This window comes from Romboutsia sedimentorum (genome assembly GCF_030131845.1).
GTDB lineage: Bacteria > Bacillota > Clostridia > Peptostreptococcales > Peptostreptococcaceae > Romboutsia_D > Romboutsia_D sedimentorum.
In genome coordinates this window covers 11886-24874 of sequence record NZ_JASKYM010000005.1, presented here as the reverse complement: position 1 = coordinate 24874, position 12989 = coordinate 11886, and the positions used below count along the sequence as shown (strand labels likewise).

At 30.5% G+C, this 12989-nt stretch carries 16 protein-coding genes; 2 read left to right on the top strand and 14 right to left on the bottom strand.

Translation table 11 applies throughout. The features are described from left to right. The 14 genes from QOZ84_RS10695 to ftcD all read right to left on the bottom strand — a co-directional run bounded on the left by QOZ84_RS10695 (window position 1) and on the right by ftcD (window position 10598). The gene (locus tag QOZ84_RS10695) at window positions 1-714 is read right to left on the bottom strand and encodes a response regulator transcription factor (RefSeq protein ID WP_284132958.1); all 714 of its coding nucleotides are present in this window, start codon (window positions 712-714) and stop codon (window positions 1-3) included. 170 nt (window positions 715-884) lie between these two features. Further along, window positions 885-1403 (bottom strand): ECF transporter S component, encoded by a 519-nt coding sequence (locus QOZ84_RS10690; RefSeq protein ID WP_284132957.1) that lies wholly within the window; start codon window positions 1401-1403, stop codon window positions 885-887. Between the two features lie 279 nt (window positions 1404-1682). After that, entirely contained in the window at window positions 1683-3485 is a 1803-nt protein-coding gene (gene ade, locus QOZ84_RS10685) for an adenine deaminase (RefSeq protein ID WP_284132956.1), read from the bottom strand. A gap of 2 nt (window positions 3486-3487) precedes the next feature. Continuing rightward, entirely contained in the window at window positions 3488-3760 is a 273-nt protein-coding gene (locus QOZ84_RS10680) for a EutN/CcmL family microcompartment protein (RefSeq protein WP_284132955.1), read from the bottom strand. 10 nt (window positions 3761-3770) lie between these two features. Beyond that, window positions 3771-4139 carry a hypothetical protein gene (locus QOZ84_RS10675; RefSeq protein WP_284132954.1) on the bottom strand — a complete coding sequence of 123 codons (369 nt, stop codon included), beginning with the start codon at window positions 4137-4139 and terminating at the stop codon, window positions 3771-3773. Between the two features lie 4 nt (window positions 4140-4143). Then, entirely contained in the window at window positions 4144-4422 is a 279-nt protein-coding gene (locus tag QOZ84_RS10670) for a BMC domain-containing protein (protein ID WP_334305496.1), read from the bottom strand. 17 nt (window positions 4423-4439) lie between these two features. Further along, a complete protein-coding gene (locus QOZ84_RS10665; RefSeq protein ID WP_284132953.1) occupies window positions 4440-4763 on the bottom strand; it encodes a BMC domain-containing protein in 324 nt (107 codons plus the stop codon). Window positions 4764-4774: 11 nt separating this feature from the next. Next, window positions 4775-5107, bottom strand: coding sequence for a hypothetical protein (locus QOZ84_RS10660; protein ID WP_284132952.1), 333 nt, complete (start codon window positions 5105-5107; stop codon window positions 4775-4777). Between the two features lie 12 nt (window positions 5108-5119). Continuing rightward, complete coding sequence (locus QOZ84_RS10655; RefSeq protein ID WP_026901003.1) at window positions 5120-5380, bottom strand: BMC domain-containing protein; 261 nt, start codon at window positions 5378-5380, stop codon at window positions 5120-5122. A 39-nt stretch (window positions 5381-5419) separates the two neighbouring features. Next, window positions 5420-6760, bottom strand: coding sequence for a UbiD family decarboxylase (locus QOZ84_RS10650; protein WP_284132950.1), 1341 nt, complete (start codon window positions 6758-6760; stop codon window positions 5420-5422). A gap of 1 nt (window position 6761) precedes the next feature. Further along, the gene (locus QOZ84_RS10645) at window positions 6762-7316 is read right to left on the bottom strand and encodes a UbiX family flavin prenyltransferase (protein WP_284132949.1); all 555 of its coding nucleotides are present in this window, start codon (window positions 7314-7316) and stop codon (window positions 6762-6764) included. 74 nt (window positions 7317-7390) lie between these two features. After that, on the bottom strand, window positions 7391-8002 hold the full coding sequence (locus QOZ84_RS10640) for a cysteine hydrolase family protein (protein ID WP_284132948.1): 612 nt from the start codon (window positions 8000-8002) through the stop codon (window positions 7391-7393). A 92-nt stretch (window positions 8003-8094) separates the two neighbouring features. Next, window positions 8095-9642 carry a dihydroorotase gene (locus QOZ84_RS10635; protein WP_284132947.1) on the bottom strand — a complete coding sequence of 516 codons (1548 nt, stop codon included), beginning with the start codon at window positions 9640-9642 and terminating at the stop codon, window positions 8095-8097. 11 nt (window positions 9643-9653) lie between these two features. Then, on the bottom strand, window positions 9654-10598 hold the full coding sequence (ftcD, locus tag QOZ84_RS10630; RefSeq protein ID WP_284132946.1) for a glutamate formimidoyltransferase: 945 nt from the start codon (window positions 10596-10598) through the stop codon (window positions 9654-9656). A gap of 236 nt (window positions 10599-10834) precedes the next feature. On the opposite strand from ftcD, the gene QOZ84_RS10625 reads away from it, so the two are divergent. Then, a complete protein-coding gene (locus QOZ84_RS10625) occupies window positions 10835-11527 on the top strand; it encodes a cyclase family protein (RefSeq protein WP_284132945.1) in 693 nt (230 codons plus the stop codon). A 93-nt stretch (window positions 11528-11620) separates the two neighbouring features. Beyond that, window positions 11621-12955 (top strand): nucleobase:cation symporter-2 family protein, encoded by a 1335-nt coding sequence (locus tag QOZ84_RS10620; RefSeq protein ID WP_284132944.1) that lies wholly within the window; start codon window positions 11621-11623, stop codon window positions 12953-12955. The last annotated feature ends 34 nt before the right edge of the window (window positions 12956-12989 follow it).

The following is a 12989-nucleotide window of genomic DNA, read 5'->3' as shown; positions in this document are numbered from 1 at the left end:
CTACTCACCTCCAAACTTATATCCAAAACCTCTTATAGTTTTTAATAGGTGTGCTTTTGATCCCAACTTATTTCTCAACCTATTTATATGAGTATCTAAAGTTCTAGGATCTCCTAAATAATCATATCCCCAAACTAAATCAAGAAGATTTTCTCTTTCAAATAATCTATTTTTATTTTTAATAAATAAAACTATTAAATCATATTCTTTTGGTTTTAATTCAATTATTTCAGAATCTATTTTCATTAATTTTTCTTCTAAATCTATACATACATCTTCATAACACAATATATTTTTATTGTGCAAATCATCTTTTAAGTCAATACTACTTTCATTTTTTAATAAGTTATTATGTTCTACTCTTTTTAGTAAGTTTTTTACTCTAGCCATTAATAATTTTGGATTAAAAGGCTTAGAAATATACTCATCCGCACCTATATCAAATCCCTTTAATTCATCTAAATCACTATCTCTTGCTGTAAGTATTAAAACTGGTATATCAGATTTTTTTCTTATTTCCATACACACATGCCATCCATCATATATAGGCATCATTATATCTAAAATAACCAAGGATATACTTTCTTTAATAAAAATTTCAAGTGCATCTTGTCCGTTCTCTGCTGTGAATACATTATAAGATTCTTTTTTAAGAAAATCAGCTATTAATCTTAGTATCCTTTTATCATCTTCTGCAACTAATATATTTATCATTTAACTATCCTCTCTTATTAATGTTTATTATTAACAAAATTTATCATTTGAATAATTATATCAATAGGAACTTGATTTGTATATTATTTAAAATTCATAAAATAAACAGTAGTCTAGAAATATTCACCTAAACTACTGTTTATTTTATATACTATATTAATTTTTTAATTTTAAGCCTTAGCTTTATATTTAAATGCTTTTACATAACTTACTTTACTTAAACAATTAGAAAGCACAATCGCTATAACCATGCTAACCATACCTTGGACAATATTAGATGGAATAGATGCTGCAGAAGCTATGAAACTTCCATTTAATATTCCACCTGCCAAAAAATAACCTGTAATCATTACTAGAGATCCAATTCCTGTTGCAAATATATTTTTTATAATTGTATGATTATTTCTTATTAGTATACCCACTAAATATCCTTCAAATCCTTTTATAATAAGAGTAAATAATGCCCAATGAGAATATCCACTTAAAATATCTGCTAATGCAGATCCAATCCCTCCTGCAACCATACCTGAAGCTGGTCCAAATAAAATTGATGAAATAAATATTATACCATCCCCTACGTTAATGTATCCATTTGTGCCAGGTGTAGGAATTTGAATAACCATTGTAGCTATACATACCAAAGCTGTTAATAGTCCATTTAATACAATTTTTCTAGTTTTATAATTCATCTATATCTCCCCTTATTAATTCTTTATAATTAGATTATAATTAAATATATAATAATTAACAACAGAAAACGTACCCATACAATTTAAGTTTATTATTTATTGTATTTTTAAAATCATACCAATCTGAATTGAGTTTGGGTTACTTATATTGTTTAATTTTATCAAGTTTAAAACTGCAGTATTACATCTATGCCTTTTAAATTATATAAATCCACAAAATAAGGTTACCTTTTTATTAAAAGGCAACCCTATTATACTTTTATATATTTAATTTTCTATCTAAACAATTGGGCTTAGTATCTCAAAATTATTAACATCGATAAGGCCTTTATCAGTAATCTTCCACTTAGGGCTTGTAGATAGTGCTAAGAAAGATAAATGCATGAAAGGTGCATGTATACTTCCACCTAAGCCTTTGCTTACAGTTTTTTCAAGAGATACTATTTTTTCACTAACTTCGCTACCAGTAAGTTCATCAGTTATAAGCCCTCCAACCGGAAGTCTTAATTCTTCTAGCACCCTTTGATTATTTACAACAGCTATTCCTCCACCCATTTCTATAACTTTATTAACTGCAACCACCATATCAGCTATATTAGTTCCAACAACAGTTATATTATGAGTATCATGTGCAACACTTTCTGCAAAAGCTCCTTTTTTAAGTCCAAAACCTTTTACAAATGCCTTACCTATATTATTATTTCTTCCATATCTTTCAACACAAGCTATATATAATAAATCATTAGATACATCAGATTGTACTACACTATTTTTAACAGTAGTTTCTTCTTCTAAACATTCTGTTAAATTTTGATCAGGTATTGCTTTTATAGCTCTTACAGTTACTTTCTTTTCATCACTTCTTATTTCTAGATCTTCATCTACTAATTTTTCTCTTTTTACAGAGTTCTTAACAGAATCTGGATAAGTATATTTTGGTAGAGGAACTAAAAGTTCTTTATCTGATGCTACTAGCTTCCCTTCTATAAATACAGCCTCAACATCCATTTCTTTTAAGTCATTTATTATAGCTATATCTGCAACTTTCGAAGGTGATAATATACCTCTATCTTCTAAACCAAAATATGTTGCTGGGTTTATTGTTACCATTTGTATTGCTTCAATAGGATCTACCCCTTGATTTATAGTTCTCTTTACGATTTCATTCATGTGCCCTAATTTTTCAAGATCTTCTGCTACCATATCATCAGTTGCTAATATACATCTTCTAGAATCTAATTTTTCTTCAGTTATAGCTTTTATACATTCACCCATATTCTTTTGAGTTGAACCTTCTCTCATAAATACATATACACCTTGTCTTAGTTTTTCTACACATTCTTCTTTGGTTGTAGTTTCATGACAAGAGCATTTTCCACCAGTACACACTATATGTGCAGCAAGTTCTTTACCAAATAAATCAGGTGCATTTCCATCAACTACTTTACCTATACTCTTTGCGTATGTAGTTGATGCTAATAAATCAGTTATTATTTCTGGTGTATTTTTATATACATGTTTTGCATTGCTAAATCCTTGAAGTTCACCTATGCCTATTATATTTTTATAATTTAATAAGTCTTCCATATCCTTAGAACTTACATCTACACCTGCTGTTTCTAAATTTGGACAATCTGGAGTAAGTGCTGGAACTACAAATCTAACATGATTTGGTAATACATTCGCTTCATCAGCCATAGCTTTCATTCCAACTGGTCCTAATGCATTTCCTATTTCGTGAGGATCTGCTATTAGTGTTGTTGTTCCTGATGGTATTGAAAGTCTAGAAAATTCAGTTACTGTTAACATACTACTCTCAAAATGCATATGAGAATCTATAAAACCAGGAGATAAATATTTACCAGATACGTCTACAACTATAGTATTCTCACCTATTAAATCTTCACAATCTCCAACTAATAATATATACTTGCCCTTTATAGCAATATCTGCATTATATACTTCTCTAGTTAATACATTTACTACATTTCCTCCATACAAAACAATATCTGCATGGTGTTTATTACTCATAAGAGTATCTATTAACTCTTTATATTCCATTGCTTGCTTTATATACTTCAATGTTAATCCTCCCATACATCTATGTTATCAACAATACCTATTATTGCAGCATTTATTGATGAATCATGTTTTTTAGTTGCATTTCTAGCAGCTGTTCCTTCTGTATATATAATCAATTCACCAATCCCCGCTCCTACTGTATCTACTGCAATTAAAGGTTTGCCCTCTATTTCATTTCTAAAATTTAATGGCTGAGTTATCATTAACTTACTACCTACTAATGAATCATCTTTTCTAGTTGCAACTACTGTTCCTATTATTTTTCCTATTTGCATAATTTCTCCCCTATTGTTCTTTATTTTCAGTAAAAATCACTTTTATTTTCTTTTGTTTTATATAGTCTTTTGCCATGGGTGTTATTATAGAATGTTTTGGTATAATTAATTTTTCTTGATTAGAATTTAATATATCACTTAAAGTTATTACGGATTTTTTAGCTTCTTCTTTAATTTCTTCAGATACATTATCTTCTTTAAAATTGTTTAACAGTTTTAATATTTCATCTATGTTAGGGTGATTTGTAGGAACCATTATAAATGAATTTGACTTAACATCTTCATTTTTTATAAATTTATTTGTTGTAGCAACATTTTTTTTTAAACCGTCTCCTATATTTTTTAATATTGAATCTGTTAAGTTTTTTTTATTTTTCATTTACTTATTCTCTGCTTAACATGACTCTTTCAATTTCAGAGTGTGGTCTTGGTATTACATGAACTGAATGAAGCTCTCCAACATTTCTTGCTGCTTCACTTCCTGCATCCACTGCTGCTTTTACAGCACCTACATCTCCACTTACCATAACTGTTACTAACCCAAATCCTATTTTTTCATATCCCATTAAAGTTACATTTGCAGATTTCACCATAGCATCTGCGGCTTCAACAGCACCTACTAATCCTTTAGTTTCTATCATTCCTAATGCTTGACCCATAATATATACCTCCTATAATTTTATTTACTTTTTTTAGTTTCTTTTTCTTTTAAATTCTTTTCAAATTCTTTTATTAAAAAATCTACTTCTTCATGTGGTCTTGGTATAGTTTTGCTACAAACAACCCTTCCCACTTTGTTTCCTGCTTCTACTCCTGCTTCTATTGCTGCATTTACTGCTGCTACTTCTCCTGCTATATGAATGGTAATACTTACTGATTTTTCTACGCCAATCACTTTATCAAAACCAATTAACGTAATATCTGCCGCTTTGCTCGCACTATCTAGGGCAGCTATTGCAGTTGTGATTCCTATAGATTCTATCATTCCTAGGGCTTTTCTCATCATTATCCCCCTTATTTAGCTAACTCTTTTAAGCTAATCATATTTTTATTTTGTTTATCTTTAGGTTTTTCTTTAACAGAGTTGTTATTTGTCTTTTCACTAAAGCTTTGTAGACTTTGAATTGTTATTTTTGAATTGTTATTTTTAGGTTGTTGGTTATTTTTTATATAGTTTAAATTTATTTTAGTATTATTTTTATATAGTATATTCTTTAAAAACGCTTCTTCTTTTTCATTTATATGATTAACTCTTACGCTATTAGTTTCAAAGCATTTGTTATCGTTTTTATTAATAGCTTTCTTTGATATATTATTCATTATCGTTTTAGTTAATGAACTCGCCACTTGATTCACCACCTATAATATTTTGCTTACTTCATCGTGAGGTCTTGCTATAACATTTGTTGATATTATTTGTGCTACTTTACTAGCACTTTCTTTTCCATTTTCAACTGCCGCTTGTACTGCTGCTACGTCGCCCCTTACTATCGCTGCTACTATACCTGATCCTACTAAATTTATATCAATTAAATCTACATCTGCAGATTTTAACATAGTATCTGCTGCTACTATCGCTCCTATCATACTTTTTACTTCTACTATTCCTAAAGCATTCAAATTCTTCACCTCTCTTGAAGTAGGTTTTATTTATTGGTCTTAAAAATAATCATTTATATTTATATTTTCATATTCTGGTATTATAGCTCTATCAAACAAATCTACATCTAATGGTTTTGTCGCATCTATTCCTATTTTATCACTAAGGCCTTTATAAACATGAGACGCTTCAAGACCACTTCCTAATGCATTTTTAATTATAACTATATCATCACTACCTTGTACTCTAGACGAAAGTGCAAATTCAATATCTTTACAACTATATATATCAACATCATTGTCTACTACTACTACATGTTTTAAATCCTTGCTACTTCCAAGTGATGATAAAATTGCACTTTTTCCATCACCTTCATTGTTTTTATTTATACTAACTATTGCATGAAGTCTACATCCTCCTCCAACAGTTACATTTACATCATCTACATCTACAACACTATTTAATATGCTATACATCTCAGCTTCTCTTATAAGCCCGTTTGATAAGTGTTCTTCTCTACAAGGGAATGCATGTTGAAATATTGGTTTATCTCTATGCATTATTGTTTTTATTTCCATAACTGGGTTAGGTGCTACTTCACCATAATATCCCATTAATTCTCCAAAAGGACCTTCTACGACCTTTTTATTAGGAACTATTTCCCCTTCTAAAACTATTTCACAATAAGCTGGTACTTCTATATCTACACTATGGCACTTAACAACTTCTAATTCTTCACCTTTTAGGGCACTATAAACCTTATGTTTATCAAGTCCATACTTTGATGAACTTATTTGAGATGCTATTAAATATTCAGCATCATAACCTAATACCACTGCACACTCTATAGGTTTATTATTTTCTTCACTTTTTTTTATAATCTTTCTTAAATGAGGAGACGCTCCTGATACTAATGCACTTATATTTGTTTTTGAATTTACTTGAAATCTTCTAACTGCCATATGAGTATCATTAGTTTCTGGATCTTTTACAATAAGCATTCCAGAAGTTATAAAGCTTGATGAGTCTTTTTCATGTGATGTTGGAATTGGAAATAATTTTTTTACATCTATATTTTTAGTTATAATATTTTCTTTAATAGGGCCAGTACTAATTTTTCTTACAGATTTAGGATTAGCTATAGCATCCATAAATTTAAATATCCTATTTTCTTTATTCGTATCCATTAAATCATAAAATATTTGTCTATTTCCATAAAGACCTCCAACCAAAGGGACTTTATGTTCTTTTATATTATTAAATATTATTGGAACTTCGTTATCAAAGTATCTTAGTACTGCTCCAAGTTCAAATTTAGCATCTACTTTTTTAGTACAAGTTTTAATATGTCCTAATTTCTCTAACTTTTCTAAAGTGTACCTCAACATTTGAGTTTCCATATTACTCACCCCATCTTTTAAGCAAATCATGTTCTATATCTAATAAATCTAAGCTTCTTCCAACTATTGAAGTTACTATATCACTTAAATCTTGTGGGTGATTATAAAATCCTGGTGTTGGTGGCATTATAGTTACACCTAAGTTTGAAAGTTTAAGCATATTTTCAAGATGTATAGAACTAAGTGGAGTTTCTCTTGGTAAAATTACAAGTTTTCTCTTGTCCTTAATGCAAACATCAGCAGCTCTTGTAAGTAAACTATCACTATATCCCATAGTAATTGCTGATAGTGTTTTCATAGAACAAGGTACTATAATCATTCCATCAGTTTTAAATGATCCACTTGCAATTGGTGCTGCTAGATCATAGTTTTCATGATAACAATCAGCCATCTCTTTTAGCTCGTCTATATTAACTCCGCACTCATGGTTTACTACATATTCTCCCATATTAGATACTACTAAATGAGTTTCAACATTTAAATCCTTTAAAGCTTTTATTATTCCAAGTGCATAAATTGCACCACTTCCTCCTGATATACCCACTATTATTTTCATAAAACTTCTCCTTTCAAAGTTTTATTTTTAGGTAATTAAAAAGCCTAAGCTTAATAATTACCTAATTAAATTTATTACTTCACTTTATTTTCTTGGTCTCCACCACCAACCCATGGGTCAAGTCCGCTCTCCCAAGCCTGTATATATTCATCAATTGGCATAACTTTCGTAAATATGCTTAAATCTCTAAGACCAGCTTCGTGCATTTCATCATTTTTAGAATGTACACCATCGCTTAAAGTTATAACTTTGTAAGCATTATATAATGCGTCACTTGCTGTACTTCTTACACATACATTAGTCCAAACACCAGTAACTACTACTGTATCTAAATTTTCTTCTCTTAAATATAAATCTAAATCAGTATGTGCAAATGCACTATGTCTTCTCTTTGGTATAGTATATTCCTCACCTTGAGGATATAACTCTTTTATAAAATCAGAACCCCAAGTTCCTTTAACTGCATGGCGTGGTCTTACTCTAAAGTCTGCATCATTTTTTCTATGAGCTTCTTGCACATGTATTAATTGAATATCATCAAGCCCTCTTGCATTTCTTTCTCTTACCCAAGTAAATAATTTTTGTAAATTAGGTACTATTTGTTCTCCTCCTGGACATCTTAAAGAAGCATTCTCCCCAACAAAATCATTTAACATATCTATAACAACAATCCCATGTCTTGGCATTTTTATTTCCCCCATATTCTTATTTTTTACTTCCTTATAATTGTAAGTTTTAGTATCTAATTTTATATCCTTACATTCTAACCATCTATATATTAATAAGTTATTTTTTTATCTAATTTCATTATTTGTACTCTTTTAGTAAATTTACCAAATCCAGGTTTAACCATTATACCTTTTATATTTTTAATATGATCAACTACAACTTCTGGATGTTGCTTTCTATAACTAACTTTATATTGTTCACTAGTTAATTCTTCTGGGTTATTGAATACTACATCATAGTTTTCTAATTTATTTAAAATTCCCTCTTCTTCATCTTGGTACACTAAGTTACCTCTAACTACAGTTTTGTAAACCTTACCTTTTAACTTCATTCCTTCAAGTGGAGTATATCCACACATAGATACCATAGTTTTAGGGTCTATAGTCCATTCTTTTTCTAAATCTAGTATTGTAAAGTCTGCATCAGAACCTATATTTAAAGCACCTTTTTTAGGATATAATCCATAATGTTTAGCTGCATTAGTACTTAATATATCTACTAACTTGCTTAAAGATATTCTTCCTTTATTGTATCCTTCACTTACAATAACTGGAACCATAGTTTCAACCCCTGGTATTCCTGGGAATGAAGTCCATATATTCATTCCTTCTTTAGCCTTTTCACTTTCTATTTCATATGGAGCATGATCTGTAGCTATAAAATCTATACTTCCATCATTTATACCTTTCCAATGCTCTTCATTATCTTTTTTAGTTCTTAATGGTGGTGCTATTTTTGCAAGTGGTCCATATTTACTCATTGCTTCTTGATAATTTAATGTTAAGTAATGAGGACAAGATTCACTTGTTACATTTATTCCTTTTATCTTAGCTTCTTTTACAAGTTTTGCACCAATTCCAGTACTCATATGAACTATATGAAGTCTAGCTCCACTAGCTTCTGCAAAGCTTATCCCAAGTTCTATTGCAACTTTTTCTGCTAACTCCATTCTAGCTTCTGCCCAAGCAGGACCATCTAATCTTCCTTCTTCTCTAAATCTATTTACATAGAAATCACACATAGCAAAGTTTTCTGCATGTATACCTATTGGTAAGCCAGTTTTAGCTACTGCCTTAAAGCATTCAAACATTTCAGGGTCTGTAACTCTTGGATAAGTTGGAACAGACGGAGTCATATAAACTTTAAATGCAACTACTCCATAATCTGCTTGTTCTTTAACATTGTGCATCCAACCTTCTCTAACATCCTCTCCTGTAACTCCACCCCACATAGCATAATCTACAACTGCTTGTGGTCCACATATAGAAAGCTTTGTTTCTAATTGTTCAACACTTCTAACAGATGGTACTGAACAACAAGGCATATCTATTATAGTCGTAACTCCTCCAGTAGCAGCTGCTGCTGTTCCACTTAAGAAGTTTTCTCTATGTGGAAATCCTTGATACATAAGATGAGTATGAGAATCTATACATCCTGGAAGTGTTAAATTTCCATTTGCATCTATAACTTCTTTAGCCTGTATCATGCTTATATCATCTAAAAATCCTGTTATTTTTTCATCTTTAACTAATATATTTGTAAGTACACTTTCATCACCTTGAGGTATTCTTGCATTTTTTATAATTACATCTATCATTTTTTCTCCCCCTACATATCCATTAAATGAGTTTCTAAAATTTGTTCTTTATTAAATCCATCTAATCTAAAGAAATATTGAAAACTATCTAATATATAATCTAATTTTATTGGTCCTACAAGTTCAGTTCCTGTAACCATAACTCCATATCTTTTAGCTTCTCTTTTTACAAATTCAAAAGCTCTGTGCATAGGAGTTTTTGAACAATCAAGTAAATTCATTGAAACCACTACGCCTTCCCTTTCAGGAAATTTTATTCCAACAGCTCTTACTGTAGAAAATCCTCCGCTAGGTCCTCTAAGTCCCTTAGCTATTTCTTTAGCTATTTGAATATTTTCAGTTCCTAAAAATATATTATAAGCAGTCAAGCCATCACATTCTGCGCTACATATAGTGGCTCCTGCGCTTTCACTTATTAATCCATCTATACTTAAATCTGGTTTTCTATTTTCGTACTCATCAATTCTTTCTTTATTATTTTTAGTTTCTTTTAATAAATCTCTTAAGCCTTCATACTGACCTTTTCTTATATATGCAAATGCTTTTCTATCTTCATTACTTGCAGCTTCTCCTGCAAAGAATACTGGTATTTGTGTTTTTTTATGTAACTCATTTCCTATTTCTTTTGCTAAAGTAACACATTCTTCTATTGTAATATCCTTAAATGGAAATATAGGAAGTGTATCTTGAGCACCGATTCTTGGATGAGTTCCTTTATGTTTTCTCATATCTATAAGTTGTGCAGCTTTTGCTGCCATATTAACTAATGCTTCTTTTACAGGGTTTGGCTCTCCTATAAAAGTAACAACAGTTCTATTAAAATCGGCTTCTGGTTCATAGCTTACTAATTTTACACCCTCAACTTGTCTTACTTCATCAACTATTTTTTCTATAATGTCTTTTCTTCTACCTTCGCTAAAATTGGGTACAGCTAATACAAATTGTTTTTTTTCCATCTTTTCACTTATCTCCTTATAATTTTTTAAATTTTTAAGTAGACAAATTATTAAAACAAGCAAATCTTCATTTATCCTAAATTCATAATTTCATTAAATCTAACTGCCATATAAAATATAACAGCTTTATAAAAAAGCTTGTAAAACTTTTTTTGTAAGTGCTTGTTTAATAAATTATATTTTAATAACTTTATGAATATACCTTAATAAATAATTTTTTTATAGGAGGTATTTATATGAGTTTAAAAGTTATTGATCTATCACAAGAAATATTTGAAGGTATGTCAATTTTTCCTATGCATCAACCAACCTTTATAATGACTAATATGACACATGAGGAAAATATGAAACAAACAGGAAGCAAAAGTTTAGGATTTTCAGCTAGAAATCTACTTATAAGTGAACATGGCGGTACTCACTGTGATGCAGTATGGGAATATAAACCAAGTGGTGAGACTATTGAAAACATGCCTTTAGAATATTTTTTTGGAAGTGCTATTTGCATAGACTTATCAAATATTCCTTACAGTAGATACATAGAAACTGATGATATAAAAAATGCTTTAAAAAATGCTAAAGAAGAATTAAGTAAAGGGGACATAGTATTGATGTATACTGGTCACTATGATAGAAATTTTAACACTGACAAGTGGCAAACAGAATATTCTGGGCTTAGCTATGAAGCAGCTAAATATTTAGCTGATTGTGGTGTTGTAAATATAGGTGTTGATGCTCCAGCTATAGACCATCCTGATGATTTGAATTTTTCTGGCCATTTAGTTTGTGGAGAATATGATATAACCAATAGCGAAAATTTATGTAACTTAGACAAAGTACTTAATAAAAGATTCTTATATTTTGGACTTCCCCTTAAAATAAGAGGCGGATCTGGTTCTCCAATAAGAGCTATTGCGCTTTTAGAAGAATAAAAAATATGTCATTAAAATTAATTAATGCTCCTATACTATAAATATCAGTATACGTTTATCACTACTAAAATTTTAATATTGAGGAGGAATATTATGAGTAAAATTGATTCTTCTCAAATGATAAAAGAAGAGGAAAGTTGCGAACTACTTTATCAAATCCATGATAAACCAAAGCTACAACTTTCCATACTTCTAGGATTTCAACATATTGTAGCAGCTTTTGGAGGTATTGTTGCCGTTCCATTAGTTGTTAGTAGCTCACTAGGTCTTGATATTCAATCAAGTGCTATGATGGTTAGTGCTGCTATCTTTGTAGCAGGTATAGCCACTATAATTCAAGCTAGAGGAGTTGGAAAGGTAGGTTCAAGACTGCCCTGTATAATGGGTACTGATTTTACATTTGTTGGTCCTTCTATTGCTGTTGGTAGTACACTAGGTCTTGGAGGTATATTTGGTGCTACAATACTTGGTTCATTCATTGAAATGATTTTAAGTAGATTTATAAAACCACTTATGAAGTTTTTCCCGCCTGTTGTTACTGGTACTGTTGTTACGCTTATAGGACTTACTTTAATTCCTGTCACTATGGATTGGTGTGCAGGTGGTGTTGGTTCTCCTACATATGGAAATATAACTAATATAAGTGTATCTTTAGTCGTTATGATTATAGTTGTGTTATTAAACAGATATGGTAGAGGAATATTTAGTAGTGCATCTATTCTTATAGGTATGTTTTTAGGATATTTAATTTGCATTGCTTTAGGTCTTGTTGATTTCACACCTATAAAAGAAGCTAGTTTTATAGGTCTTCCAGGCATTCCATTAGTATTAGAACACGGAATCAAATTTAGCCTAGCAGGTGTTATTCCTTTTATAATAGCTTACTTGGTAACTACTATAGAAACAGTTGGATGTTTAATTGCAGTAGGGGAAGCTTCACAAAAAACAGCTACTAGTGAAGATTTAAGCAGAGGCGTTTTAGCCGATGGTGTTGGAAGTTTCATAGCCGGATTCTTTGGAGCTGGCCCTAATACTTCCTTCAGTCAAAACGTTGGACTTATCCCTATGACTAGGGTTGCTAGCCGACATGTAGTTGTTATTGCTGGGGTTATAATGATGTTACTTGGAATATTCCCTAAACTTGGTGCTATAGTTGCCTCTATCCCTAGTCCCGTATTAGGTGGAGCTGGGATTGTAATGTTTGGTGTTGTTGCTGCTAGTGGTATGAAAACTTTAAGTAGAGTTAATATGACTAATAGAAATCTTCTTATTATAGCCGTTTCTATAGCTTTAGGTCTTGGAATAACTACTAGACCTGACTTATTATCTAATTTACCAAATAGCCTTCAAATGCTATTTGCATCTGGTATAAGCACTGGTACTATAGCTGCATTAGTGCTTAATATAGTCTTAAAGGAAGAAAAGTAATAAATCTAAAATTTAATATTTTTAATTAAAATCC

Excerpts from the sequence above, each read along its gene's own strand:
- QOZ84_RS10645 (WP_284132949.1), bottom strand. The coding sequence starts at position 7,316 with ATGAAAATAATAGTGGGTATATCAGGAGGAAGTGGTGCAATTTATGCA.
- QOZ84_RS10680 (WP_284132955.1), bottom strand. The coding sequence starts at position 3,760 with ATGCAAATAGGAAAAATAATAGGAACAGTAGTTGCAACTAGAAAAGAT.
- QOZ84_RS10625 (WP_284132945.1), top strand. The coding sequence starts at position 10,835 with ATGAGTTTAAAAGTTATTGATCTATCACAAGAAATATTTGAAGGTATG.
- QOZ84_RS10675 (WP_284132954.1), bottom strand. The coding sequence starts at position 4,139 with ATGAAAAATAAAAAAAACTTAACAGATTCAATATTAAAAAATATAGGA.
- QOZ84_RS10620 (WP_284132944.1), top strand. The coding sequence starts at position 11,621 with ATGAGTAAAATTGATTCTTCTCAAATGATAAAAGAAGAGGAAAGTTGC.
- ftcD (WP_284132946.1), bottom strand. The coding sequence starts at position 10,598 with ATGGAAAAAAAACAATTTGTATTAGCTGTACCCAATTTTAGCGAAGGT.
- QOZ84_RS10665 (WP_284132953.1), bottom strand. The coding sequence starts at position 4,763 with ATGAGAAAAGCCCTAGGAATGATAGAATCTATAGGAATCACAACTGCA.
- QOZ84_RS10640 (WP_284132948.1), bottom strand. The coding sequence starts at position 8,002 with ATGCCAAGACATGGGATTGTTGTTATAGATATGTTAAATGATTTTGTT.
- QOZ84_RS10650 (WP_284132950.1), bottom strand. The coding sequence starts at position 6,760 with ATGGAAACTCAAATGTTGAGGTACACTTTAGAAAAGTTAGAGAAATTA.
- QOZ84_RS10635 (WP_284132947.1), bottom strand. The coding sequence starts at position 9,642 with ATGATAGATGTAATTATAAAAAATGCAAGAATACCTCAAGGTGATGAA.
- QOZ84_RS10695 (WP_284132958.1), bottom strand. The coding sequence starts at position 714 with ATGATAAATATATTAGTTGCAGAAGATGATAAAAGGATACTAAGATTA.
- QOZ84_RS10690 (WP_284132957.1), bottom strand. The coding sequence starts at position 1,403 with ATGAATTATAAAACTAGAAAAATTGTATTAAATGGACTATTAACAGCT.